17 protein-coding genes and 2 pseudogenes are annotated in these 25,098 nt (G+C 60.6%); 15 read left to right on the top strand and 4 right to left on the bottom strand.

What is annotated here, in order from left to right:
• Nucleotides 1–17 precede the first annotated feature (17 nt).
• From M0D67_RS30405 to M0D67_RS30390, 4 genes are read left to right on the top strand one after another with little or no spacing between them, the layout of a single operon-like run.
• Nucleotides 18–1,166, top strand: a complete 1,149-nt coding sequence (locus tag M0D67_RS30405) for a S9 family peptidase (RefSeq protein WP_266240799.1) — start codon at nucleotides 18–20, stop codon at nucleotides 1,164–1,166.
• A gap of 2 nt (nucleotides 1,167–1,168) precedes the next feature.
• Nucleotides 1,169–1,963 (top strand): SDR family NAD(P)-dependent oxidoreductase, encoded by a 795-nt coding sequence (locus tag M0D67_RS30400; protein ID WP_266240798.1) that lies wholly within the window; start codon nucleotides 1,169–1,171, stop codon nucleotides 1,961–1,963.
• Between the two features lie 3 nt (nucleotides 1,964–1,966).
• Nucleotides 1,967–4,075 (top strand): hydantoinase/oxoprolinase family protein, encoded by a 2,109-nt coding sequence (locus tag M0D67_RS30395; protein WP_266240797.1) that lies wholly within the window; start codon nucleotides 1,967–1,969, stop codon nucleotides 4,073–4,075.
• Nucleotides 4,072–5,838, top strand: coding sequence for a hydantoinase B/oxoprolinase family protein (locus tag M0D67_RS30390; protein WP_266240796.1), 1,767 nt, complete (start codon nucleotides 4,072–4,074; stop codon nucleotides 5,836–5,838). Before M0D67_RS30395 ends, M0D67_RS30390 begins: the two co-directional genes overlap by 4 nt.
• 23 nt (nucleotides 5,839–5,861) lie before the next feature.
• On the opposite strand, the gene M0D67_RS30385 is transcribed toward M0D67_RS30390, so the two are convergent.
• Entirely contained in the window at nucleotides 5,862–6,527 is a 666-nt protein-coding gene (locus tag M0D67_RS30385) for a GntR family transcriptional regulator (protein ID WP_266240795.1), read from the bottom strand.
• A gap of 51 nt (nucleotides 6,528–6,578) precedes the next feature.
• Here M0D67_RS30385 and M0D67_RS30380 point away from each other — a divergent pair, with 51 nt between their 5' ends.
• The 9 genes and pseudogenes from M0D67_RS30380 (at nucleotide 6,579) to M0D67_RS30335 (ending at nucleotide 15,730) form a co-directional block, all read left to right on the top strand.
• Nucleotides 6,579–7,907: an aspartate aminotransferase family protein gene (locus M0D67_RS30380; protein ID WP_266240794.1), complete on the top strand. Its 1,329-nt coding sequence runs from the start codon at nucleotides 6,579–6,581 to the stop codon at nucleotides 7,905–7,907.
• Between the two features lie 451 nt (nucleotides 7,908–8,358).
• On the top strand, nucleotides 8,359–8,922 hold the full coding sequence (locus tag M0D67_RS30375; RefSeq protein ID WP_266240793.1) for a nuclear transport factor 2 family protein: 564 nt from the start codon (nucleotides 8,359–8,361) through the stop codon (nucleotides 8,920–8,922).
• A 741-nt stretch (nucleotides 8,923–9,663) separates the two neighbouring features.
• Nucleotides 9,664–10,086, top strand: coding sequence for a tripartite tricarboxylate transporter TctB family protein (locus tag M0D67_RS30365; RefSeq protein ID WP_266240791.1), 423 nt, complete (start codon nucleotides 9,664–9,666; stop codon nucleotides 10,084–10,086).
• 17 nt (nucleotides 10,087–10,103) lie between these two features.
• Nucleotides 10,104–11,606: a tripartite tricarboxylate transporter permease gene (locus M0D67_RS30360; RefSeq protein ID WP_266240860.1), complete on the top strand. Its 1,503-nt coding sequence runs from the start codon at nucleotides 10,104–10,106 to the stop codon at nucleotides 11,604–11,606.
• Between the two features lie 20 nt (nucleotides 11,607–11,626).
• Nucleotides 11,627–11,770 (top strand): annotated as a pseudogene (locus tag M0D67_RS30355) (acetyl-CoA C-acyltransferase); the annotation flags it as partial.
• 17 nt (nucleotides 11,771–11,787) lie between these two features.
• Nucleotides 11,788–13,347, top strand: a complete 1,560-nt coding sequence (locus M0D67_RS30350) for a class I adenylate-forming enzyme family protein (protein ID WP_266240790.1) — start codon at nucleotides 11,788–11,790, stop codon at nucleotides 13,345–13,347.
• 92 nt (nucleotides 13,348–13,439) lie between these two features.
• Nucleotides 13,440–14,480: a porin gene (locus M0D67_RS30345; protein ID WP_266240789.1), complete on the top strand. Its 1,041-nt coding sequence runs from the start codon at nucleotides 13,440–13,442 to the stop codon at nucleotides 14,478–14,480.
• 125 nt (nucleotides 14,481–14,605) lie between these two features.
• Nucleotides 14,606–14,980, top strand: a complete 375-nt coding sequence (locus tag M0D67_RS30340) for a BON domain-containing protein (RefSeq protein WP_308112612.1) — start codon at nucleotides 14,606–14,608, stop codon at nucleotides 14,978–14,980.
• A gap of 186 nt (nucleotides 14,981–15,166) precedes the next feature.
• Nucleotides 15,167–15,730: a gamma carbonic anhydrase family protein gene (locus tag M0D67_RS30335; protein ID WP_266240788.1), complete on the top strand. Its 564-nt coding sequence runs from the start codon at nucleotides 15,167–15,169 to the stop codon at nucleotides 15,728–15,730.
• On the opposite strand, the pseudogene M0D67_RS42150 reads toward M0D67_RS30335, so the two are convergent.
• A pseudogene (locus tag M0D67_RS42150) lies at nucleotides 15,718–15,912 on the bottom strand (IclR family transcriptional regulator C-terminal domain-containing protein); the annotation flags it as partial. The gene M0D67_RS30335 and the pseudogene M0D67_RS42150 sit on opposite strands and share 13 nt — an antisense overlap.
• A 99-nt stretch (nucleotides 15,913–16,011) precedes the next feature.
• Between M0D67_RS42150 and M0D67_RS30330 the strand changes: the two are divergent.
• Nucleotides 16,012–16,920 carry an SDR family NAD(P)-dependent oxidoreductase gene (locus M0D67_RS30330; protein ID WP_266240858.1) on the top strand — a complete coding sequence of 303 codons (909 nt, stop codon included), beginning with the start codon at nucleotides 16,012–16,014 and terminating at the stop codon, nucleotides 16,918–16,920.
• Nucleotides 16,921–18,034: 1,114 nt separating this feature from the next.
• The gene (locus M0D67_RS30325) at nucleotides 18,035–21,001 is read left to right on the top strand and encodes a Tn3 family transposase (protein WP_266240857.1); all 2,967 of its coding nucleotides are present in this window, start codon (nucleotides 18,035–18,037) and stop codon (nucleotides 20,999–21,001) included.
• Here M0D67_RS30325 and M0D67_RS30320 read toward each other — a convergent pair.
• Together M0D67_RS30320 and M0D67_RS30315 are read right to left on the bottom strand one after the other, a co-directional pair.
• On the bottom strand, nucleotides 20,978–21,928 hold the full coding sequence (locus M0D67_RS30320; RefSeq protein ID WP_266240787.1) for a DUF72 domain-containing protein: 951 nt from the start codon (nucleotides 21,926–21,928) through the stop codon (nucleotides 20,978–20,980). The two genes, M0D67_RS30325 and M0D67_RS30320, sit on opposite strands and share 24 nt — an antisense overlap.
• Nucleotides 21,929–21,950: 22 nt before the next feature.
• Entirely contained in the window at nucleotides 21,951–25,094 is a 3,144-nt protein-coding gene (locus M0D67_RS30315) for an error-prone DNA polymerase (protein WP_266240786.1), read from the bottom strand.
• Nucleotides 25,095–25,098 lie beyond the last annotated feature (4 nt).

The following is a 25,098-nucleotide window of genomic DNA, read 5'->3' as shown; positions in this document are numbered from 1 at the left end:
GCTAGTCAGAGATACCTATGATCGAATACTTCGAAAGCAACTATGCCTGGAACCTCGCAGCGACCACGCTAGCAGAGGAGGCAGGCAACTTCCCCGAGTTCGAACCAACACTGCGCAGGCTCAAGCCCTATCAGTCCATCGAGGCTGTGGAGGCAAGTCAACGGTGGCACTGCGCGTTCGCCGAACTCGGCGACCACATGGTGGGCCTGGCGCAGACGGAAGAAGCAAAGGGGCACTACTTTTCAGCAGCGCGCCGCTATCACCGGGCGTCGATGTACTATTTGAAAGCGGAGCGGATGCTCAGTCACCGCGATCCACAGCGTCTCGCCACCTACGGTAAGTCGCTGGTCGCCTACAAAAAGGCACGGGTGCTCAACCGAGACCCGGTCGAGTTTGTGGACATCCCCTACAAGGCCAGCTCGATGCCGGCACTCTTCGTGCCTGGCGAGGGGCCGGGACCGCGTCCGATGGTCATTCATCTGCAGGGCTTCGACTCGGTCAAGGAGTCACAGTATCCCTACCTGGAGGGCTACTCGCGCAGGGGGCTGTCGGTATTGATTGTCGACCAGCCTGGCGCAGGGCAGGCGATCCGAGAGCGCGGGCTCACCGCAGAAGTCGAAACGGAGAACTACGTGAGGGCTATCGTCGACTACGCCTGCACGCGTAGCGACGTTGACGCCAATCGTATCGGCCTCGCCGGCATCAGTATGGGCGGCTACTTCGCACCGCGCGCCGCCGCGTACGAGCCTCGCATCCGCGCCGTGGCATGCTGGGGTGCGCTCTACGATTTTGGCGAGCTGTCTGCCAGGCGCGCGAACGCGACGGATGGAGCCGACTCAGTTCCTGCCGTACTCGAGCACGCCCTGTGGTGCTTCGGCGTCCAGACGCCGGAGGAGTGCTTGGCTATTGCCAGGCGCATGAACCTCCGTGACGTGATGCCCCGCGTGACTTGCCCGCTGCTTGTCACCCACGGCGCCGACGACAGGCAAGTGCCGCTGGACCATGCTCAGCGTACGTACGACGAAGCTGCGTCGAAGGTCAAGACGCTCAAGATCTTCACCAAGGAAGACGGTGGCGCTGCTCACTGTCAGTTGGACAACCGCTATCTCGGCTCGGACGTCTTTGGTGACTGGTTCGCCGAGCAACTTGGAGGAACCTGCCGATGAGTATGCGCGGCGGCGATGGATTGAAGGGAAAGGTTGCGCTCGTGACCGGGGGATCGTCCGGCATCGGCCGTGCCATTGCGGAGCGATTCTTGTCGGAAGGCGCGTCGGTCGCGATCGTCGGCAACCAGAACCTGGAGAAGGCCCGCGCGGTTGCGCGCGAGATTGGCACGGCGCAGGCTGCATGTGAAGGCTTCGTGGTGGACGTCAAGTCCGCGAAGGCCGTGGCCTCTCTCGTGGCAGATGTGGGGCAGCGCATGGGACCCGTCGACATCCTGGTCAACTCCGCTGGTGTCTGGTACCCGACACCAATCGGCTCGCTGACACCCGAGCAGATCGACGACATGATCGACGTGAATCTCAAAGGTGTCATTCACACAGTTTCGGCGGTTGTGCCGGGAATGATCGCTCGCAGGTCAGGCCGGATTGTCAACATCGCTTCGATTGCGGCACTTGTCCCAACTGCAGGTTATTCGCTGTATTCGACTACTAAGGCCGCTGTCGTGGCGTTCACCAAGTCCGCTGGCCTGGAGCTCGCTCAGTTCAACGTGGCGATGAACGCGATAGCACCGGGCAATACGGCAACTCCCATGAACGCGGCAATCCGGACCGCGTCCGAGCATCAGGGTCGCCGGGATTGGATTCAGTCAATCACACCGAGCGCCCGGGCGTTCACGCCACCGGAAGAAATCGCCGAGACCGCGTTGTTCCTGTCCGATGGCCGCGTTAGGGGCATCTTCGGCGCAGTGATCTCAGTTGACGAAGGGCGTGCCGCTGGCATCGCCATGAAGGAGGAGTAACACATGAATCAGGGCGAGCTCAGTCGGAAGCGATTCGTCATCTCGACCGATACGGGAGGGACCTTCACAGACCTGGTTATCGAGGAACAAGCAAGCGATGTCCGCATGTTCAAGGCACCGACGGTACCGTCGGATCCAGCGGCGGGGGTGCTGGCGGCGATAGAGCTGGCCGCCAGGAGCTACGAATGCAGCAGCGCACAGCTTCTTCAGGAAACCGAGCTGTTCGTTCACGGAACGACCCATGCAATCAACGCAATCATCACCAGACGCACTGCATTGACGGCAATGCTGACAAGCGCGGGTCACCCTGACGTCCTCACGCTGAGGGAAGGAGGCCGCGCCGACCCCTTTGACCACAACACTCCGTTTCCAGCGCCGTATGTACCGCGTCACCTGACGTTCGAGATTCCCGGTCGCATCGATTGGCGGGGCAGTGAGATCGCGCCCTTCGACGAGGCGCGCGTGCATGAGGTGATTGCCGACCTGCGTGCCGCAGGCGTTGAGGCCGTGGCAGTCTGCCTTCTTTGGTCCGTTGCCAACCCGGCGCATGAGCTGCGGGTCGGAGCCATGTTAAAGGAGATGCTGCCTGGCGTGGCGGTGACACTCTCGCACGAGCTCAATCCGACGATCCGCGAGTTCAGGCGAGCAACCTCCGCCTGCATCGACGCGTCGCTCAAGCCAGTGATGAGCCGGTATCTCGGCGGGATGGAGGAAAGACTGCGAGGAGGCGGCTACACAGGGCCGCTCATGGTGGTGACGTCGCAGGGCGCAATGTGTTCTGCCGAGGAGGTGGCGCAGGCGCCAATTCGGGCAATCAACTCAGGACCCGCGATGGCCCCGGTCGCGGGGCGCTACTTTACCCAGGGCCTTAGCGCCGGGCGCGACGTCATCGTGGCCGACACCGGCGGCACGACCTACGACGTCAGCCTGGTTCGCAAAGGCGAGGTACCGTTTACGCGCGAGGCCTGGATCGGTAAGCCGTTCAGTGGCTTCATGTCGGGCTTTCCGTCGGTCGACGTCAAGAGCGTTGGCGCTGGTGGAGGAAGCGTCGCCTGGGTAGACGAGGGCGGTTTGCTGCATGTCGGTCCGATGAGCGTGGGTGCAGACCCTGGTCCCGTCTGCTACGGACATCAGCAGCACAGCGCCACAGTCACTGACGCAGCACTTGTGCTTGGCTACATCGATGCCAAGTACTTTCTTGGCGGGACGATCGCGCTCGATGAAGCGCGTGCCCGTGAGGTCATCGAGGCTCGCGTGGCCCGGTTGCTGGGTTGCAATGTGGTCGAGGCTGCTTTGGCGATTATGGACGTCGCCACCGAGAACATGGTGCAGGCCATTGCAGACATCAGCGTAGACCAGGGGATTGATCCGGCCGCAGCCATACTCATTGGGGGCGGCGGCGCGGCGGGCCTGAACTCGATCTATATTGCGAAGCGGCTGGGCTGCCGCACGTTGGTGGTTCCGGCGCTTGGCGCGGCGCTCAGCGCGTCGGGTGGTCTGCTGTCAGAGGTTGCCTCCGAGTACCGTGCGGCCTGCTATCTGCGCAGCGACGCGTTCAGCGAGGCTGCCAGCACGAGCGTCTTTGAGCGGCTTCGCAAGCAAGCATCGGCATTCTCCAAGTCCGCGCCGAAGCCCATCAAGTTGCAGTTTTACGCCGAAGTGCGCTACCCGAGCCAGGCTTGGGAACTCGAAGTCCCGGTGTCCTCGCAGACCCTGGATGGCGAGGCCGTGGCTCGTCTCGCGGATGATTTTCACGCGGCCCACATGCGCGTGTACGCGGTCAACGATCCAGGCTCTCCTGTCGAGATTGTTGGGCTGTCAATACGCGCGAGCTACGAGACGCGAACCGCACCGCTGCCGCAGGCACGTTGGCTCGGGCAAGGTGCGCCGCTGGAATGGCGCGACATTGGGCTGATCGGCGTAGGTCGTGTACGTGCTCGCGTCCATCGCATCGAGCAACTCTCAGTGGGGGTCTGCTGCAGCGGCCCTGCCATTGTCGAGTCTCCCTTCACATCTATCGTCGTGGATGACGTCTCGGAGTTCGAACTCCGGGAAGACGGAAATCTTGTGATCCACGTCGACGGCAAAACCGCGACGACAGGAAATCTATGAAAGAAGCACAACTCAACGGCGCGCAGCTGAGTGTCATCAACAGCCGACTCGAAGGAGTCTGCAAGAAGATGGCCAACACACTGTTGCGAACCGGACGTTCAGGCGTCCTCAACCGTGCACGCGACTTTTCCTGCTGCATTGTCACGAGAGACTGTGAGCTCCTGACAGCGGCGGACTGCCTGCCCATCCACGTGCTCTCAGGCCCCGACCTGATGGCGCGTAGCGTGCACGACTTTCACCCGGCTCTGCATCGTGGTGACGCCTTCCTGCACAACTCGCCCTACCACGGCTGCTCTCACCCTGCGGACCACACCATCGTGATGCCGGTAATCGACGGAGACGGCCTGCATCGGTTCACCGTACTCGCCAAGGCGCACCAGGCCGATATCGGCAACGCGGTTCCGACGACCTACTCGGCGACGGCGCGCGATGTCTACGAGGAGGGCGCGCTCATCTTCCCGGCGGTGAAGGTTCAGGACCGGGGCGTCGTCGTAGAGGACATCGTGCGCATGTGTCGTATGCGCATTCGTGTGCCAGACCAATGGTATGGCGACTTCCTGGCGATGCTCGGCGCGGCGCGCATTGGGGCACAGGAGATCGAGAGGCTGGCTGCCGACTTGGGCTGGGCAACGTTGGATGCCTTTTCCAGGCAGTGGCTGGACTACTCAGAGGCGCGAATGGCGGCGGCAGTGCGTCGCCTCGTTACAGGCAATGGCCGAGCGACGACAGTGCACGACCCCATGCCCGGGACGCCACCCAATGGCATCTCGCTGCCCGCCAGCGTGTCCGTGGACTCGTTGAACGGGCGAATCAGCGTTGACCTGACCGAGGCGCCTGATGCGCTGCCGTGTGGGCTCAATCTGTCGGAGGCGTGCTCTCGCACAGCGGCCCTTGCGGGGGTATTCAACTGCCTGCAGGAGAACGTCCCCAAGAACGCGGGAAGCTTCCGGCGGATCGATGTTCGGTTGCGCGAGGGGTCGGTTGCAGGGATTCCACGTCACCCAACGAGTTGCTCCATGGCCACGACCAACGTTGCGGATCGACTGACCGCTGCGGTGCAACTTGCCTTTGCTGATGCTTGTCCTGAGGTAGGCATGGCGGAGGTTGGACCAAACCTGCCGGCCTGCAAGTCGGTCATCGCAGGATTCGATGAGCGATTTGGGCGCTCCTTCGTCAATCAGCTGTTTCTAGGCGCCACTGGTGGTGCGGCGATGGGTTGGGGCGATGCGTGGCTCACATACGGGCACGTCGGCAATGGCGGCATGGCCTTCATCGATAGCGTGGAGCAGGACGAGTTGCTGTATCCGATTCAAGTCTTGGAGAGGCGACTCGTACCGGACACAGAGGGAGCGGGCGAATGGACGGGAGCGAGCAGCCTGCGAGTCGAGTTTCGTGCGACATCGCCGTTCACCGCCACTTACTCGGCCGACGGGTGTGTGAACGCGCCGCAGGGCGTGCGGGGTGGGCTACCCGGAGGACTGGCCGCTCAGTTCCGACGCACTCAACTTGGCCATATTGAGCCATTGCCGCCAAGTGCCTCCATTCGCCTGGACGTGGGCGAGAGCGTCGTCGCGATTACACCGGGCGGAGGGGGATTCAGCTCGCCGCTAGGCCGTGACCCGGAGCGAGTCGCCGAGCAAGTGCGCAGCGGATTGGTCAGCCCCGAACGAGCACGTGACGTCTATGGCGTTTGCATCGACGGGGATGGCCGTGTAGACGTGGAAGAGACCCGTGCAACGCGTCGATGGGCCGCATCGTCATGACTGCAGCGATAGGCCGGGGGGTGTCAAAGCCTACTCTCTTCTTGCAAAGCCTGCACGAGCTCTTGCAAGCCAGTGCGAAGGTCAGCCTCAACGGCCTTGCGCGCAAGGCCGGCATTGCGCTTGCGCATTGCCGAGACGATCTCCTCGTGGTGCGTGACGCCCTGCCGCGTCTGCACGTACTTTGGATAGAGGAGATTGAGCGAGGGGCCAAGCTTGAGCCATACGCCTCGGATGATCTCCAGCAGAAGCTCGTTGTTGGCGCGCTCGTAGATATGAAAGTGAAAGCTCTCGTTGGCCGCGAGCGCCGCCCGGTAGTTCCTGCCATTGACGGCCTTGACGTGGCCCTTGTGGATCGCTTCAAGCTCAGCCACGTCGGTGTCGGTGTAGCGCGGCGCGGCAAGGCTGGCGGCCAGTCCTTCGAGGCTGAGGCGCACTTCGTACGCGTCGCCCAAGCTCTCCTTGGTGAGCTTTGGAACCAGGACCGTCCGAAAAGGCCCGCTTTGCAGTCCACGCTCCCAAAGCAATCGACTGATTGCGTCACGCGCAGGCGTCGCGCTGATGCCAAGGGTGTCAGCCAAGCCGCGAATGCTCAAGGCGTCTCCAGGCTTGTAGGCGCCGGACATCAGGGCTTCACGTAGGCGCTCATACGCCTTGTCCGACAGGGTGTCGCTTCTTTCGATGGGATCCATGGGAGTCATTGTCGCATGTTACCTGTTATTTCGTACAACACGCATAATATCATGAACAACACAACGGCCATCGAGGTGGCTCACGACCTCGAGCGCGCAATCTCCTCTGCTCGCCAACGTCTGATAGACAGCCGTCCGGCCAGCGCCGCGGCTTTCCGACGCGCACAAGCGTCGATGCCTGGTGGCAACACGCGGACTGTCCTGCACTTTGACCCCTTCCCGCTGACCTTCAAGAGGGGAGCTGGCAGCGACCTCTGGGACGTGGATGACGCCTGCTACTCCGACTTCGTGGGCGAATTCTCGGCTGGGCTCTATGGACACTCCGACCCGATCATCAAGCAGGCGATTCGCGACGCGCTTGACCAAGGCATCGTGATGGGCGGGCCTGGTGACCGGGAGGTCGCGCTCGCCGACCTGGTCACCTCGCGCTTCCCGAGCATTGAGCAGCTGCGCTTCTGCAACTCGGGCACGGAAGCAAACATCCTCGCCCTCTCCGCTGCGATCGCGCTGTCGGGCAAGCGCAAGATCCTGGTGTTCGAGGGCGCGTATCACGGGGGCGTACTGGCGTTCTCCACGCCTCCCAGCGTGCTCAACATCCCCTGGGAGTACGTGTACGTCCCCTACAACGACACGCAAGGGGCGATAGAAACTATCGGTCGCCACGCAGACTCGCTCGCTGCAGTGATTGTCGAGCCGATCCTGGGCGCTGCAGGCAACATTCCAGGTACCGCCAGCTTCCTGCGGGCGCTGAGGGAGGCCACCGCGTCCGCAGGCGTGCTCCTCATCTTCGACGAGGTCAAGACCTCGCGCTGCGGCGCCGGCGGCATCCAGGGACGTCTGGGCATCTCGGCCGACTTCACGACCTTGGGAAAGTACCTCGGCGGCGGGCTGCCCTGCGGTGCGCTCGGCGGCCGACAGCACTTCATGCAGAGGTTCGATCCTTCCGCGCCGAACGCTTTCAGGCACGCTGGCACCTTTAACAACAATCCCTGCACGATGTCAGCGGGCCTCGCCGGCCTGTCGCAAATATTCACCGCGAGCCGCGCGGATAAGTTCGACGCCGCCTGCGAGGAAATCAGGCTGGAGTTCAATGCCATGTTTTCCTCGCTTGACGTGCCCATGCGGTGCGTCGGTCAGGGCTCGATGTTCAGCGTCCACTTCGTCCGCTCCGAACCGGCGAACCCTTCAGACATCCCCAGGATCAGCGCGCGCCTGATGCGTCTACTGCATCTGGAACTGTTGCTAGAGGGTGTTGTCGTGGCCAGTAGAGGTGACATCTTCGTATCGCTGCCGGTGGAACAGCGTCATATCGCGGCCTTGAAGTCGGCGCTCAACGGCTTCGCCGCCAGGTGGGCGCCTCTTCTTCGGGCCGCGGTGTGACGGCATTGTGCCGCCGAGGAGTCTCGGGCGGCCGGGGCCTGTCAATGTCCTGATTCGGCTCTGCGCAGGTCGGACCAACTCGGACCGGCGGCGGTCGCCCCCTGCCGTCCGGCATTGAGTTCGATGCGTGGCCGAAAGCCTTTCGTTTCCGATCGAACGCCGGGTGGCGCACGCAAGAGTGCGTAGTTACCTGACTTGCAAGAGCCCACCCAAGACAGTCGATCATAGCCTCCGCAACAATGCTGTTGCATTCTACATGTAATGTGTTATAACAGAGACTCAGCACCGATTGTCTCCAGGTAAAACCATGCACGGACTGCTATCTCGTTGTCGATCGTTGTGTCGCATCCTGGCGTTGGTCCTTGGACCAATGGTGCCACTCACGGGCTGGGCGCAAAGCAACACGCTCCAACCAACCGTTATCTCTTCCTCTCAACCTGGAGAATCCGCGATGAAGAAACTCATCACAAATGTCGCCGTTGCCGCAGTCACCGCTGGTGCCGCCGCCAGCGCCGTGGCGGCCGGCGAGGCGGCGCCTGCGCTGCCTCAACTGCAGTACGAAGCCGAGACACCGGTAACACCGCAGCTTCTGAAGCTGATGAATGCCTACATCTTCTTGTTGGCTCAGAACAAGCTCGATGATTGGATCAAGATATGGGCCGACGACGCAGTACTGGAGTTCCCGTATTCGCCGAAGGGCCGCCAGTCAGTCTACGTGGGCAAGCCCGCCATCCTGGAGTATCACCAGCAGACTACGGGCAAGATCAAGATCACCAGAATCGTGTCTGCAAGGATTCATCAACTGGCCGACCCCAACACCGCGATATCGGAGTTGGAGATCGAGGGGTCCATCATTGGAACGAATGCACCATACGACCAGAAGTACGTGACATTCTTCCAAATGAAGGACGGGAAGCTGTGGCGGTATCGCGAGTACTGGAACCCGCTGATCACGATTGCGGCGTTCGGTGGCGACATCAAGGCCTGGACCGAGGCGTACGGAAAGAAGGAGTAGTGGGCCCGCGCGACCTCGTGCGAATCACCTTCAATCCGAGGGTGCCGCAAGGATAGATCTCGCCTCGTGGGCTGAACGCCCGCGAGGTGCCGCCGCGCGCTGACGGCGGGACGAGCTCGCACGTGTGCTTTGCGCAGCCATGCTAAGCGCATGTTTGTCGAGCTAGTGTCCCGAGTTAGAAGTTCGCAGCAAAACGTTGGGTGCAAAGCCTTCGCGCCGTCGCGGTTCACCAAGGCGCATTCGGATGATTTTGCCGAAGCAGGGCAAACGCTTTTGGGCCAGGCCGTCGCTTGCAAATGGGCATGGCAGAACCGGGGGAACGTAGTCGAAGGAAAGTCAGATGAACACTGCTGAGATGTCCTTACGTTTGATGGTTGAAAAATGGTTTGCCGCAAATTGGACCACAACGCTGCGGGTAACACGGTTCAGCCACGCACGCTGCGCTTACGGACGATACGTGCGGGTCGAAGCGTCGCGGCGGGAGGGTGGTACGTTTGCGCTCTGCTTCTTTCGACACGCAGATGGTGCGTGGCGGGTATTTCCGCCTGATCGAGGCCATGCAAACCCTATGCCTTCTTTAGGTCTATTCAACCAGTACGTCGCCAATTGGTGAAGAGAAATATTGAATCGAATTTCTACCTCGGGACACCAGTGTGGTGCGCCAATCAGCCCTGTACTTATCCCACAGTGCGGCCATGACCGCCCTGGCGCGGGTGACCTTTTCCATGTGAGGGAATGTGTATGAACGACCGAAACCTCGTCCGGGGCCTGTGCCTCGCGGCAGTCTCCCTGGCCTTTGGCCTGGGCTCACTGCGCTACCCAACAGGCGACCTCAGTCATGCGGGAGCGGGTCTGTTTCCCCTGCTGGTGAGCAGTCTTCTATTCGTTATCGCGGTGATCACGATCGTGCGCTCTCGCTTCGTTGGGGTCGAGCCCTTGAACTTCAACCTCAAGAGCATTGCGTTGATCCTGCTTGCGCTGTGCGGCTTCGCGTTGGTCTCCAAGCTGATCAACATGACGGTCGGGATCGTCTTCATGGTCCTCGTCGCGTCGCTGGCGGCAACGTCGTACTCGTGGAAGCGCAACCTGCAGATCTCGGCGGGCCTGATCGCGGTCGCGTTCGGGTTCCAGAAGCTGCTCGGCTTGAACCTGCCGCTGTACTGAACGGAGCCGCCGCCATGATGGAAGTCCTTCACAACCTCTCGTTCGGCTTCGAGCATGCGCTGACCTGGCAGAACCTGATGTTCTGCGCGCTCGGCTGCACGGTGGGCACGCTGGTGGGCCTGCTCCCCGGCCTCGGGCCGCTGGCCACGATCAGCCTGCTCCTGCCGCTGACCTACTCGATCCCCACGACCGGCGCGCTCATCATGCTGGCGGGCATCTACTACGGGGCGCAGTACGGCGACAGCGTCAGCGCCATCACGATGAAGATCCCGCACGCCAGCAGCATCGTGGCCTGCATCGACGGCTACCAAATGACGCTCAAGGGCAAGACCGGCCTGGCGCTGTTCACCGCGGGGGTGTCCAGCTTCATCGGCGGCACGGTGGGCATCGTGGTGCTGTCCTTCCTGGCGCCCAGCCTCGGCGAAGTGGCGTTCCTGTTCGGCCCGGCCGACTACTGCGCTCTGATGCTGGTGGGCTTCGTGTGCGTGAGCTTCGTGACCACCGGTAGCCTGCTCAACGGCATGGCGATGTGCCTGATCGGCGTGCTGCTCGGCCAGATCGGGACCGACGTCACCAGCGGCGTGCAACGCTTCACCTTCGATCTGCCGTTCCTCGCCGATGGCGTCGGGCTGGTGAGCGTGGCACTCGGCTGCTTCGGCATCGCCGAGATCACGAAGAACCTCGACGCCCACGAGGAGCGCTCGCCCTTCAACGGCAAGATCCACCTGATCCCGAGCTGGGCGGAGTTCAAGCGCATCATCCCGAGCGCCCTGCGCGGTAGCGCGATTGGCTCGTTCCTGGGCATCCTGCCCGGCGGCGGCCCGGTGATCGCGCAGTTCGTCGCCTACGCGGTGGACAAGAAGGTCAGCAAGTACAAGGACGAGATCGGCAGCGGCGCGATTGAGGGCGTGGCCGGCCAGGCGGCCGCCGACGAGGCTGCCGCGCGCACCAGCTTCATCCCGCTGATGAGCATCGGCATCCCGGAGAACCCGGTGATGGCGCTGATGATGGCGGCCTTCATCATCAAGGGCATCCAGCCGGGGCCTAACATGATCGCCGGACACCCGGACCTGTTCTGGGGGCTGGTGGCCAGCATGTGGATCGGCAACTGCTTCCTGATCACGCTCAACGTGCCGCTGGTGCGCTACTGGCTGTCGGTGTTCAAGATCCCGTACAACGTGCTATTCCCGGCGATCCTGTTCTTCTGCTGCATCGGCACCTACAGCATCAACAACAACCTCGATGACATCTACATCACGGCCGCGTTCGGCCTGCTGGGCTACGTGTTCATGCGGCTGGACATGGACCCGGCGCCACTGATGCTGGGGTTCATCCTCGGGCCCATGCTGGAAGAGAACTTCCGTCGCGCAATGCTCCTGAGCCGGGGCCACTTCTCAGCGTTCGTCACGCGGCCAATCAGCGGAACGCTGCTCGCCCTGATCGGCCTGTTCGTCGCGTGGCAGGTACTGACCTTCTTCCTCAAGTCGGGCGAGGCGACTCGGAAGACAAAGCCCACTTGAAAGGCGAACTCGCCCGGTCAGGGCACCCGTACGGTGTGAGCGGCTCCCGGATGACAGTTCATATCCTGATCGAGGGTCGTCGCCGTGGCACCAGGCATGTCGTGGTCACCATGTGTGTAGGCGCCGGTCAGGGTGCTGCGGCATTGTTCGAAGTCGTATCGTGAAAGGAATGAGGGAGAACATGATGATGAAGGCCATCGACGGAGAGGGCACGCTCGACATCGACTTGAGGTTGCGCAAGACGGCGTTGTCCAGTCCCGACCGTACAGCTATAGCGGACACATATCGCTCGGTCACGTGGGGCGAACTCGACAGGCGTGTGAACCGGATAGCCCAGGCGTTGTTGACGCGAGGAGTCGCCTTCCAGGACAAGGTCGCGTTGCTCGCGCCGAACTCCGCCGCCTATGTCGAACTCATGTTGGGAATACTGCGCGCGGGCGCCTGCGTCGTGCCGCTTTCGACTTATACGTCCGCCTCCACCTGCGCGAGCATGGTGAGAGACAGCGGCGCGCGCCTGCTGTTCGTCGCGAACGATTACGCGGCGGACGCACTTGCACTTGCCGACGAAATGCGTTTGTGCACTTCGGATATCGTACGGTTCGACGATGCGGCGCTCGACGGCTTCATCGAAGGAGCACCCGATACCCCTCCGCCTGTGTCGATGTCGCTGGACCATGGATTTAACCTGATTTACTCGTCGGGTACGACGGGAACACCGAAGGGGATTTTGCAAAGCCGGGGCTTTCGCGCGCGTGAAGCTGAAGTAATCGAGAACCGCTACGCACTCAACGAGCAAACTCGCACGATCATTTCGACCCCGCTTTGCTCCAACACGACGTTGTTCCTGTTGTTCACGGTGCTGGCATGTGGCGGGACCGTCAAGGTGATGGAAAAATTCGATGCAACCGGGTGGCTGACGCTCGCGCAAACCTGGCGGCCGACGGACGTCATCCTGGTTCCGGTGCAGTACACGAGACTCCTCCGCCATCCGGATTTCTCGCGTTTCGATCTCTCGTCGTTGCGTAACAAATTCTCCACCAGCGCGCCGTTGTCCGCTGTGATAAAACGCGACATTCTCACCCGCTGGCCAGCGGGCGGCCTGACTGAGTTTTATGGCATGACCGAAGGTGGCGTCACCTGCGAGTTGCGTGCGCATGAACGCCTCGACAAACTCGACACGGTTGGCATCCCGCCTGCATATGTCGATTTGCGCGTCATCGACGATGACAAGGTGCTTCCTCAAGGACAAGTCGGCGAGATCGTCGGGCGATCGCCGTCGATGATGTCCGGCTATCACAATCGCGAACAGGCGACGCTGGACGCCAGCTGGTTCGACGGCGAAGGCAGGCGCTTCCAGCGCAGCGGCGATATCGGTTGGATTGACGAAGACGGTTTCGTCCACCTGCTCGATCGCAAGAAGGACGTAATCATTTCAGGAGGCTTCAACGTCTATGCGTCGGATCTCGAGAACGTCATCTTGCAGCATCGCGAAGTGGTCGACGTCGCCGTTGTCGCCGCTCCCAGCATCAGCTGGGGCGAAACGCCTGTGGCTTGCGTGGTCCTGAGCAGCGACGTGGACCCGGAAATCATCCAGCAGTGGGCCAACGAGAAGCTCGGCAAGGTTCAGCGGATCGCAAAGGTCGTTGTGTTCGACGAGCTTCCGCGCAACCCGATCGGCAAGGTTCTGAAACGCGAGTTGCGCGAACGGATCGCGGAGAATCACGGTGAGACGCTGGCATGAGATCCAGCCGGTGAGTTCCGAATCATTTTTTATACATTAATTAGTAATACTACATACAACAACATTAATCATTGATGTTAGAGAGGAGATCCATGAAAAAAATACTCGTGATCACAGTCTTAACTGTTCTCGCAGGTGCAGCGAACGCGCAATCGAGCGTCACCTTGTTCGGCCGAATTGGTGGCGGCGTCCGATGGGTCAATGGTGTCAAAGGCGGCTCGGTACTGGGATTCGACAGCAATATCATTGCTGGCAATGAGTTCGCTCTTCAGGGAACAGAGGACCTCGGCAGCAATCTGAAGGCAATCTTCAAGCTTGAAAATGATTTCGTGAGCGGCAACGGTGCATTGTCCTATAGAGAAACCTATGTGGGTCTAACGGGGGATGCCGGACGTATCACGCTGGGTCGTCAGAAAAGTGCGTTCGAAGATATGGGGATTGTCCTCGATCCAAGCTATGCTCGCGGAGTGTCGCTGGCGATCGTGCCTGGCGTGGTGTATGGAGCAAATTTCTTCACGTTGGACATCGATTTCAACAACACCATCAAGTATCGAAACAAGATAGGTGGGCTGACGTTCAGCGGCAGCTATTCTTTTGGAGGGGTGGCCGGCAGCACGCGTGCGGGATCCAGTTATTCGGCGGCTAGCTTGTATCAATACCAGACACTGCTTGCCGGCGTCGGATATCAGAAAATCTACAACGCCGATGCAACGCAGTCCGCTGCGGTTCTGCAGGGCGGCGGTGCATGGCAATTAGGAGCCGCCCGTCTTTACCTCACCTATTCCGATTTTAGAGTGACCGGTGCATCCGGGAAAACGCCGGAGCGGCACGACAAGATTCCGGCTGGAGGCATTGTCTACCAAGTCACGCCACAATTTCAGATAACAGTTGCGCTCTACGATGACATTGCGAGCAACCTGCGTAACGTAGGCGGTGCAAGCGGCCGAAAGATTACGACATACGCGATCGCAGAATATTATCTTTCCAAGCGAACCGAACTCTATGCGGAAGTTGATCGAAACGGTTTCTCCGGTGCATACAAAACGGATCCGATCAATGTCGCTGTATTCAATCTAAGACCCGGGGCAAGCTCGACAACAGGTGTCTCCATCGGCATCATGACGCAGTTTTGATTGCGCCACTCTGCGGTGATTCTCTATTGAAGAAGTCAATCTATGCCTATTTCGACCAGGCGGCCCCTGAGTTCGCCAGGCGGTCGGCAAGTTTGCAGAATTCTTGACAACAGGATGGTTAGGATATGAACCAAACAAAAGGTCGTGCACTCGCTTTTATAGCGGCATCTATAGCAATCTCGTCAAGTGTAATGGCACAGCCGGGCGAGGCGAGCGGTAGTAGCGCGTCCACATCGGTTCCTGAAGCGGCCAGCGTGCCGTCTCAAAAGGCCATCAGGGCCGCGGACCGCAAGTTAGTCAGGAAAGTCAGTCAGGCCCTTGCCCGCACAAAGGGACTGAACTCAACGCGCCTGATAGTTAGAGCCAGAAGCGGTGACATTACGCTATTAGGTTCTGTGACTGACGCTGGGCAAATTCCGATCGCAGTTGATGCCGCGCAGCGAGTCGACGGCGTGAAGTCGGTTCGAAATGAGATCCGCGTAGATGAACAAAGGCTTTGACTCAAGTTGCCTCGGATTTAGGGATGGGATCCCAATGCAAACCGAAGTTTTAGTGGTTGCCTAGCGGTTTAACGAGGGATGGGAGTCACCGCTAGATCGGCATGAAGGTCGACGCGGGCCGATTCTAACGTATGCGACGGTTTGGCCGGACTCACTGGCCAAACCGCACTCTGGAGAAGTATTCGAATGACCATTTACAGACTGGACGACCTGACACCGTCCATCGCATCCGATGCCTGGATCTCGGGCGAGAGCACGGTCATTGGCGACGTGACGGTTGCTAGCGAGGTCAGCGTCTGGCCTGGCGCCGCAATCCGTGGCGACAACGACAGGATCACGATCGGAAACCGCGTGAACATTCAGGAAGGCGCAATCCTTCACACTGATCCCGGTTTTGTATTGGAGATCGAAGATAACGTCAGCGTCGGACACCAGGCCATGCTGCACGGATGCAAGGTGGGAAAAGGCTCGCTCATCGGCATCCAGGCCGTCGTACTCAACGGGGTAGTGATCGGTCGCGAGTGTCTGATTGGCGCGGGCGCACTTGTGACGTCGGGAACCGTAGTGCCGGACCGCTCGATGGTGTTGGGCGCGCCTGCGAAGGTTACCCGCCAGCTTGCCGATGAAGAAGTTGCCAGGCTCGCCAAGGTTGCCGATGACTATGCAAAACGTGCCGCGCACTACCGCAACGGACTACGTGCCGTTCAGGCGGTGCCTGCCGTCCTTCCAGAATCCGATCAGGCTCGATAATCAAGGCGTGCGAAGATCGCGGACGCCGTGTTCAGTACGGCGTCTAGATAGAAGGACTCAGGTTTGTTGGGATCGAACGCCGATTCCGGACCTGACACATCGATGGTCGCGACGATTCTGCCTGTGCTTTCGTAGACAGGGGCGTTCACTGACGACCCACCCTGCTCGACTATCCCGTGATTGCAACACCAGGCCGCAACATTAAATCAATCTAATTATTGCCAGAATTGCGCGTTACCAGGTGCATATTCAATTTAAACCGGAACAGGAAAAACTTTAGTATGAACATGGATTTCAGCAGGCGGGTCGCAATCGTCACCGGTGCCGGTGGCGGTCTCGGCCGTCAGTACGCGCTGGCGCTCGCGGCACGTGGCGCGAAAGTGGTCGTCAATGATCTGGGTGGGACGGTCGACGGCTCCGGCTTTTCTCCGGCGGCAGCGCAAATGGTCGTCGACGAGATTCGTAGCGCGGGGGGTGATGCAATTGCCAGCGGCGCGTCCGTCACCGATTTCGACGCGATGCAAACGATGGTTGCTGAGGCCGTCGACAAATGGGGGCGCGTCGACATCCTGATCAACAACGCCGGAGTCTTGCGCGACAGTTCATTTGCGAAAATGGCCCTGGAGGATTTCCGATTGGTGATGGACGTACACCTGATGGGAGCAGTGAACTGCACGAAAGCGGTATGGGACATCATGCGGCACAACAGCTACGGAAGGATCGTGATGACCACCTCCTCGTCCGGGCTGTACGGCAACTTCGGACAATCCGGATATAGCGCGGCAAAAATGGCGCTGGTCGGCTTGATGCAGACGCTGTCGATCGAAGGAAGCAAATACAATATCCACGTGAACTCCATCGCACCGACCGCATTTACACGAATGACCGACGGGCTGATGCCCGATATGGAGAAGTTGCTGACGCCCGAATCCGTCGTGCCCGCGATGCTGGTGCTGGCTCACGAAACCGCACCGACGCGAACGATACTTTGCGCGGGTGCCGGCACGTTCGAGGCTGCGCACATTACGATGACGGACGGCATGCACATTGGTGCGGATGTCGACGCGCCCGAACGACTCGCCGGATTGCTCGCCCAGGTGATGGACCGCACGGGTTCGACGGTTCCATTGGCCGCCATCGAACAAGGACGCAATGAAATCGAAAAGGCCAGTGCCGCGATCCGTCGATAGCGCGAACCGGCTGTCCGGCGGCGGGCCCAATCCGGCCAGCTCCCCGGCGGAGCCAACAAAGATCGTCGCGAGCCGACGGCCGCGGGAGGATCGCGGCGTCAGGCTCGCGGCGCCGGTAACAGGGAGGCCCCCGTTACCGGCTGCGAGTCCCCACAAACTCGTTCTTCAAGAACCTTCCAGGCATAACATGAACGCCGGAATCAAAGGTTTCGGTGAAACCCATCTGGTTGTCGCCGATTTTTCGACTTGTCGCGCCACTCGAGCCTTGCCGTCATGGATTGACGCCCAGACCGGATCAGCAGTTCTCTATGTCTGATCTCAGCCTTACGCTTTCATCGTGCTTCCTCCGCGAGTTCCTTGCCGAAACAGAAGTGGAGCCGTCGAGACAACGACGCCTGCTGAAACTTGCCGGTATTTCATCGGTCACGCTGACTGCCGCAAATGGGCGCATCACGGAGGATCAGTTTTCAACGCTCTATCGACTGATTGCTCGCCAGATGAACGACGAAATGCTGAACCTGCTTTCTTCGCCCGTACCCGGCGGCACGAAATGGATGTGGTGGCGCGACCAGGTTCAGATCACATCGAGGTCGTCATTGGCCGTCTCGAGCATTCGGACAACGTTGACGCGACAGTGCAGCCGTGTGTCGCGATGCAGCCGGAGTACTGGCGAAAACGCCTACGCGCGGTGCCGGCACGTCCTGATACATCACGTCAGACCTCACGTCGACGCACGGCATTGCCAAGCCGGCTGGACCGGATCTCACAGAGCGCATTAAAGTTGTTGCCTATTGAAAGGCTTCCCCACACGCCTATCGGGCAACGTATGTTAGTGGACGAGCTGTGGTAGCCGCCTTTTGAGTCCGTCGTCTTGAATCTCCGTGTTGCTTTCGACACCGGTCGTTGCCTGCACGATGCCTCGATTGGCCGCTACAGGGTCGATCACGGTCCTTGGGGACGTCACCCCGAGAACGCATCGCGCAAAGCCGTCAGCACCGTCCATTCGCACCAAATAGCGCTGAAATTTTCCCGCCATCTATCGCTGAAGATAATACGCCTGGATGAGACGGTGGATCTTCTCGAAAACCTAAGTTTTCAAGAAAAAGGAGACTGCATGCCACGCCGTTCGATCCTGTCCGCCGCCGAGCGGGAAAGCCTGCTGACATTGCCCGATACCGAAGTCGAATTGATCCGGCATTACACGTTCAGCGAGACTGACCTGTCGTTGATTCGCCTGCGGCGCGGCAATGCGAACCGGCTGGGGGTTGCTGTGCAATTGTGCTTGCTGCGCTTTCCAGGCCAAGGGCTGCTGCCCGATACCACGGTGCCGGCGTCCCTGCTGCAATGGATTGGCCGGCAACTGCGTACCGATCCGGCGTGCTGGTCAAAGTATGCCGGGCGCGAGGAAACCCGGCGTGAGCATCTGCTTGAGTTGCGCGCATACCTTGGCATGGAACCGTTCGGCTTGACACACTACCGGCAGACCGTCCATGCTGCCACCGAACAGGCCTTGCAGACGGACAAAGGTATCGTGCTGGCTGCCAGTGTCCTCGACTCGCTTCGCCACCGGCACATTATGATCCCGGCGCTGGATGTCATCGAGCGCATTTGCTCCGAAGCCATCACCCGTGCCAATCGGCGCATCTATGCGTCGTTGTCCGAGCCTTTGTTGGACGCGCACCGCCGTCGCCTCGACGACCTGCTGAAACGTCGCGAAAACGGCAAGACGACCTGGCTGGCCTGGCTGCGTCAGTCACCCGTCAAACCGAATTCGCGCCACATGCTCGAACACATCGAACGCCTCAAAGCTTGGCAGGCACTCGAACTGCCCGCCGGCATCGAGCGGCTGGTTCACCAGAACCGGCTGCTCAAGATCGCCCGAGAGGGCGGCCAGATGACGCCTGCCGACCTAGCTAAGTTCGAGCCGCAGCGACGCTACGCCACTCTCGTGGCGCTGACCATCGAGGGCATGGCTACCGTAACCGACGAAATCATCGACCTGCACGACCGCATCCTGGGCAAGCTGTTCAACGCCGCCAAGAACAAGCATCAGCAGCAATTCCAGGCGTCCGGCAAAGCCATCAACGCCAAGGTGCGCCTGTATGGGCGCATCGGCCAGGCGCTGATAGATGCCAAGCAATCTGGCCGTGACCCGTTCGCCGCCATCGAGGCTGTCATGTCCTGGGATGCCTTCGCCGAGAGCGTCACAGAGGCACAGAAGCTCGCTCAGCCCGAGGACTTCGATTTTCTGCACCGTATCGGCGAGAGCTATGCCACCTTGCGCCGCTATGCGCCGGAATTCCTCGACGTGCTCAAGCTGCGGGCCGCGCCCGCCGCCAAAGACGTGCTCGATGGCATTGAGGTGCTCCGCAGCATGAATGCCGACAACGCCCGCAAGGTGCCCGCCGATGCAACGACCGGCTTCATCAAGAAGCGCTGGGAAAAGTTGGTGAAGACCGATACCGGTATCGACCGGCGCTACTACGAGCTGTGTGCCCTGTCTGAGTTGAAAAACTCGCTGCGCTCAGGTGACATCTGGGTGCAAGGGTCGCGCCAGTTCAAGGACTTCGAGGACTACCTGCTGCCAACCGAGAAGTTCGCCAGCCTCAAGCAGTCCAGCGAATTGCCGCTGGCCGTTGCCACCGACTGCGACCAGTACCTGCATGACCGGCTGGCGCTGCTGAAAGCGCAGCTTGCCACGGTCAACCGCATGGCACTGGCCAACGAACTGCCGGACGCCATCATCACCGAGTCCGGCTTGAAGATCACGCCGCTGGATGCCGCGGTGCCCGACAACGCACAGGCGCTGATCGACCAGACGGCCATGATCCTGCCGCACGTCAAGATCACCGAATTGTTGCTCGAAGTCGATGAGTGGACGGGCTTCACCCGTCACTTTCCGCACCTGAAATCGGGCGACTTGGCCAAGGACAAAAATCTCTTGCTGACCACCATTCTGGCCGATGCGATCAATCTGGGCCTGACTAAAATGGCTGAATCGTGCCCCGGCACGACCTACGCCAAGCTCGCGTGGCTGCAAGGCTGGCACATCCGCGACGAAACCTATTCAACGGCGCTGGCGGAGCTGGTGAATGCCCAATTCCGGCACCCGTTCGCCGGGCACTGGGGTGACGGCACTGCGTCCTCATCGGACGGCCAGAACTTCAGAGCAGGTGGCAAAGCAGAAAGCACTGGTCATATCAACCCGAAGTATGGAAGCAGCCCAGGACGGACTTTCTACACCCACATCTCCGACCAGTACGCGCCGTTTCACACCAAGGTGGTCAATGTCGGCGTGCGCGACTCGACCTATGTGCTCGACGGCCTGCTGTACCACGAGTCCGACTTGCGCATTGAGGAACACTACACCGACACGGCTGGCTTCACCGATCATGTCTTCGCCTTGATGCATCTGCTGGGCTTCCGCTTCGCACCGCGCATCCGTGATCTGGGCGACACCAAGCTCTACATCCCCAAGGGCGAAGCCACCTATGACGCCCTCAAGCCGATGATCGGCGGCACGATCAACATCAAGCACGTCCGCACCCATTGGGACGAAATCCTGCGGCTGGCCACCTCGATCAAGCAGGGCACGGTGACGGCCTCGCTGATGCTGCGCAAGCTCGGCAGCTACCCACGCCAGAACGGCCTGGCTGTCGCCTTGCGCGAGCTGGGCCGCATCGAGCGCACGCTGTTCATCTTGGACTGGCTACAAAGCGTGGAACTGCGCCGCCGCGTCCATGCCGGGCTGAACAAGGGCGAGGCCCGCAACGCGCTAGCCCGCGCCGTGTTCTTCAACCGCCTAGGCGAAATCCGTGATCGCAGTTTCGAGCAGCAGCGCTACCGGGCGAGCGGCCTCAATCTGGTGACGGCGGCCATCGTGTTGTGGAACACGGTCTACTTGGAGCGGGCGGCGAATGCGTTGCGTGGTAACGGCAACGGTGTCGATGACGGACTGTTGCAATACCTGTCACCGCTGGGTTGGGAGCACATCAACCTGACCGGCGATTACCTCTGGCGCGGAAGCATCAGGATCGGAGCGGGCAAGTTCAGGCCGCTACGCCCCCTGCAAGCAGCTTAGCGTACGATTTTTTCCGAATTCTGAGCCGACCCCTGAGTCACCAAGCAGATCCATCAGCGTTTTAGCGTTGCGCTGCCCCTGATCTTCCCAGTTGTTATTAAAAATGCACTGTGTGTGCGCGGCGATCGCCGCAAGCGCATTGATCTGATCCGCCAGTTCAGCGAGTTCTTGTTCCGTGTAGTCGTAGTTGAAGCGATCACTGGCGGCACTCGCGCCCTTGATGTTCCATGTCTCATGATTGCGCCCGTGGAGCCTGACGAGCGCCAACTGGTCATTGGTTACTTCCCATACCGAAGGAATGCTGTTGGCGGAGCCTTGTGGCTCGTCGACGACGACATTTACGAGACCGCGTTCGCGTTCGAAGGCGAGGGTTGACGCAGCATGTCTTTCGTCAAACCAGGATTTGTTGCGGAACTCGACGGCCATCGTGTAGCCGGCCATGACGTCAGCGCAGTGCGCGACGTGTTCCAGATCTTTCGGCGCGCTCGTTATCCACGGCGCGAACTGGAAGTGAACTGCACCCAGTTTCCCTGCTGCGCGTAGCGGTTCAATAGCTCCCAGATAACGACGCCAAAGCTCGGCTCGAATGTCGTCCAGCACATCCTTGTAGTAGAGGTTCTTCTTACCATTCTGTGGCAGGGCGGCCTGCATGTGCTTGGGGAACATGTCGCGGCTCGTCTGGTGACCAGTAAAGAGTCTGAACGCCTTTATATTGAAAAGAAAGTCTGCGGGTGTACGCTCGACCCACAGAGCGGAGTTCGAACCGCTAGGCATCGCGTAGTAGCTCGAGTCAACCTCGACGATCGGAAACTGGCTCGCATAAAATCGAAGCCTCGCCTCGGCGCTTGTGCACCCAGGCGGATAGAAGCGCTTGCTCTTGATCAGCGTCGGGTCTGTCCAGGAAGCCGTACCTACACGAATGTTCATCAGAGTCTCCTTGTTCTTCGGTTCAGCAAAAGTCGCGGCTAGCTGTCCGCAGTTCGCCAAGCAGATCCGAGACATCAACCAGGCGTTGAGCTATGAGGTGACGGACCTCTCCCTCTCGTTGCCACACGCCGTACACGGCGAGCAACGATGCGCCGAGCGCCTCGCGCCGGAATTTCTCCAGCACCGATTCCCAAACGATGATGTTGACGGATCCGCTCTCGTCCTCGAGTGTCATGAACATAACGCCGTTGGCCGTGCCCGGCCGCTGCCGCGCGGTCACGATTCCACACGCACGCGCGAGTTGCCCACTACGATATCGCATCAGAGCGCTCGCTGGCATCAGCCGTTTTTCCAGAAGCCGCGGCCGCAGCAGTGCAAGCGGGTGACGGTTCAGCGTCAGTCCGGTGGAGCGGTAGTCACTGACGATGTCTTCTCCTTCGGTCGGAGCCGTGAGCTCCGGCACGTCTTCATCCCGCTCTGTACCGCGCAGCAGGTCACGATCCGGCACGGCAGCTACAGCACTCCATAGCGCCTGCCGGCGGTTCCTGGCGAATGCGGCGAGCGCATTGGCGTCGGCCAGCACCTGCAGATCGTGTCGATCGAGCTGGGCACGGTTAGCGAGATCTGCCACTGTCGCGAACGCCCGAACAGCCCGAGCCACTTCAATACGCGCGGCCACGTCACATCGCATGCCCCGCACCAGCGACAGGCCAAGGCGAACTGGTGCTCGCGTCCCCTCACCCTCGAGCGTCGAATCCCACCCGCTTACTGTGACGTCGACCGGGAGCACGCGGACCTTGTGCCGTTTTGCGTCCTGCACCAGCTGTGACGCCGAGTAGAATCCCATCGGCTGACTGTTGAGCATCGCGCAGAGAAACGCCGCGGGCTCATGCCGCTTCAGCCAGGCGCTGGCGTAGACCAGTAGCGCGAAACTGGCCGCGTGACTCTCTGGGAATCCGTACTCGCCGAAGCCCTGAATCTGCGCAAAGATCGCTTCAGCGAATTCACGGTCGTATCCCCGCTCAAGCATTCCGGTCACGATCCGGTCGTAGTAGTGCTGCAGGCCTCCCTTGCGTTTCCATGCGGCCATTGCTCGCCGCAGCTGATCGGCCTCGCCGGCAGAGAATCCCGCTGCAAGCATGGCGACCTGCATGACCTGTTCCTGGAAGATCGGCACACCAAGCGTGCGCGCTAGTGCTTTCTCGACATCCCGGCTGGGAAACGACACCGGCTCAAGTCCCTGGCGTCGACGCAGATACGGGTGCACCATGCCGCCTTGTACCGGGCCCGGTCGCACAATTGCGACCTCGATCACCAGATCGTAAAACACACGCGGCTGCAGTCGCGGCAGCATGCTCATCTGCGCGCGCGATTCGATCTGGAAAACGCCAACCGTGTCGGCCCGGCAGATCATCTCGTACGTCGCCGGATCCTCGGCCGGTATGTCCTGCAATTCGAACGGCTCGCCGCGTTGTTGCGCGACCAGATCCAGTGTGCGGCGTATGGCCGAGAGCATGCCGAGCGCCAGAATATCGATTTTCAGGAGCCCAAGCGCATCAAGATCGTCTTTGTCCCACTGGACCACACTCCGATCGGCCATCGACGCGTTTTCAATCGGCACCAGCCGCGAGAGCTTGCCGCGCGCGATCACGAAGCCGCCGCTGTGTTGCGAAAGATGTCGGGGAAAGCCCAGCAACTGCATCGCCAGCGTTGCCCACTGCTGGATCAGTGGGGTGGTAGGATCCAGCCCGCTCTCCGCGAAGCGTTTGAGGAGATCCTGACTGGAATCGAACCAGTGGTGAGCCTTCGCCACGCGATCGACGATCAGCGAATCTACGCCGAGGGCTTTGCCCGATTCGCGGATCGCGCTGCGGGGGCGGTAGGTCGTGACGGCCGCTGCGATCGCAGCGCGCGTGCGCGTGTATTTTGTGTAGATGTACTGGATGACTTCTTCGCGCCGCTGGTGTTCGAAATCGACGTCGATGTCGGGAGGCTCACCACGCTCTTTCGAGATAAAGCGCTCGAACAGCATGCTGCTGCGTGCAGGATCGACTTCAGTCACACCAAGGCAATAGCACACTGCCGAGTTGGCGGCCGAACCACGGCCCTGACAGAGAATTCCTGCGTTGCGAGCGAAACGCACGATGTCATACACCGTGAGAAAATACGGTTCGTATTTCAGGTCGCCGATGAGCGCAAGTTCGTGCTCGAGCTGCGCCTGCACATTGTGTGGAATACCCGCTGGGAACCGTCGATGGGCACCGATGTACGTCTCCTTGCGCAAATAGGCCGCGGGTGTGACGCCGTCGGGTACCAGTTCGTCAGGGTATTCGTAGCGCAATTCATCAAGGGAGAACGAACACCTCCCCGCGATATTCAGTGTTTCAGCAAGCGCCTCGCGTGGGTAGAGATTGGCGAGCCGCAGCCTCGACCGCAGGTGCTGTTCCGCGTTTGGAGCGAGATCAAACCCGCAGTCCGCTATCGGGCGGCCAACGCGGATCGCCGTAAGCGTGTCCTGGAGCGGCTTGCGCGAGCGCACATGCATCACGACGTTGCCAGTGGCGACGACCGGCACGTCACAACGACCGGCAACCCTCTCTACACGGTCGCGATGGATATCGTCCATAGCACGCGCAAGCAATGTCAACCCGACCCATGCACGCCCTGGAAACGTCGCTGCAGCCCACTCTGCCTGAGCGCTGAGTCGGCTCTCGTCGGCTGGGAAGTCTGGTAGCACGATCACCAGACAATCCGGAAGACCGCGCAGATGAGAATAGGGCGGATCAGGATGGTCGAAGTCCCGCGGCGTCAGCAAGTACGTGCCCTTGACGGTTCGTGTGCGTCCGAGGGTGATCAGTTCAGACAGGTTGCCGTAGCCTTCGCGATTCTGGGCAATTGCAATCAGGCTGACGGCGCGGGAGCCGTCGGCGTTCGTGAGGTGGAAATGAGCACCAACAAGCAACCTGATTCCCGTCTCTTTCGCCGCGACGTGCGCGCGTACTACACCTGCCAACGAGCATTCGTCTGTGACCGCGATCGCTGTGTAGCCGAGTTGCGCGGCGCGTGTCGCAAGTTCTTCGGCGTGCGAGGCACCACGGAGAAATGAGAAGTTCGAAGAGCACTGCAGCTCGGCATAACCGGGCAGGCCGAATGACATGGTGTCCATGGTC

Origin of the sequence: Paraburkholderia sp. SECH4, from assembly GCF_030511745.1 — a bacterium.
In the GTDB taxonomy this organism is placed as follows: domain Bacteria; phylum Pseudomonadota; class Gammaproteobacteria; order Burkholderiales; family Burkholderiaceae; genus Paraburkholderia; species Paraburkholderia madseniana.
This window is presented reverse-complemented; position numbering and strand designations above follow the sequence as displayed.

What these genes read in the sequence shown, in the direction of transcription:
- M0D67_RS30360 (WP_266240860.1), top strand. Translation starts at nt 10,104, where the DNA reads ATGGAAGTCCTTCACAACCTCTCGTTCGGCTTCGAGCATGCGCTGACC.
- M0D67_RS30350 (WP_266240790.1), top strand. Translation starts at nt 11,788, where the DNA reads ATGATGATGAAGGCCATCGACGGAGAGGGCACGCTCGACATCGACTTG.
- M0D67_RS30315 (WP_266240786.1), bottom strand. Translation starts at nt 25,094, where the DNA reads ATGGACACCATGTCATTCGGCCTGCCCGGTTATGCCGAGCTGCAGTGC.
- M0D67_RS30390 (WP_266240796.1), top strand. Translation starts at nt 4,072, where the DNA reads ATGAAAGAAGCACAACTCAACGGCGCGCAGCTGAGTGTCATCAACAGC.
- M0D67_RS30345 (WP_266240789.1), top strand. Translation starts at nt 13,440, where the DNA reads ATGAAAAAAATACTCGTGATCACAGTCTTAACTGTTCTCGCAGGTGCA.
- M0D67_RS30405 (WP_266240799.1), top strand. Translation starts at nt 18, where the DNA reads ATGATCGAATACTTCGAAAGCAACTATGCCTGGAACCTCGCAGCGACC.
- M0D67_RS30400 (WP_266240798.1), top strand. Translation starts at nt 1,169, where the DNA reads ATGCGCGGCGGCGATGGATTGAAGGGAAAGGTTGCGCTCGTGACCGGG.
- M0D67_RS30330 (WP_266240858.1), top strand. Translation starts at nt 16,012, where the DNA reads ATGAACATGGATTTCAGCAGGCGGGTCGCAATCGTCACCGGTGCCGGT.
- M0D67_RS30375 (WP_266240793.1), top strand. Translation starts at nt 8,359, where the DNA reads ATGAAGAAACTCATCACAAATGTCGCCGTTGCCGCAGTCACCGCTGGT.
- M0D67_RS30340 (WP_308112612.1), top strand. Translation starts at nt 14,606, where the DNA reads ATGAACCAAACAAAAGGTCGTGCACTCGCTTTTATAGCGGCATCTATA.
- M0D67_RS30385 (WP_266240795.1), bottom strand. Translation starts at nt 6,527, where the DNA reads ATGGATCCCATCGAAAGAAGCGACACCCTGTCGGACAAGGCGTATGAG.
- M0D67_RS30380 (WP_266240794.1), top strand. Translation starts at nt 6,579, where the DNA reads ATGAACAACACAACGGCCATCGAGGTGGCTCACGACCTCGAGCGCGCA.
- M0D67_RS30395 (WP_266240797.1), top strand. Translation starts at nt 1,967, where the DNA reads ATGAATCAGGGCGAGCTCAGTCGGAAGCGATTCGTCATCTCGACCGAT.
- M0D67_RS30365 (WP_266240791.1), top strand. Translation starts at nt 9,664, where the DNA reads ATGAACGACCGAAACCTCGTCCGGGGCCTGTGCCTCGCGGCAGTCTCC.
- M0D67_RS30325 (WP_266240857.1), top strand. Translation starts at nt 18,035, where the DNA reads ATGCCACGCCGTTCGATCCTGTCCGCCGCCGAGCGGGAAAGCCTGCTG.
- M0D67_RS30320 (WP_266240787.1), bottom strand. Translation starts at nt 21,928, where the DNA reads ATGAACATTCGTGTAGGTACGGCTTCCTGGACAGACCCGACGCTGATC.
- M0D67_RS30335 (WP_266240788.1), top strand. Translation starts at nt 15,167, where the DNA reads ATGACCATTTACAGACTGGACGACCTGACACCGTCCATCGCATCCGAT.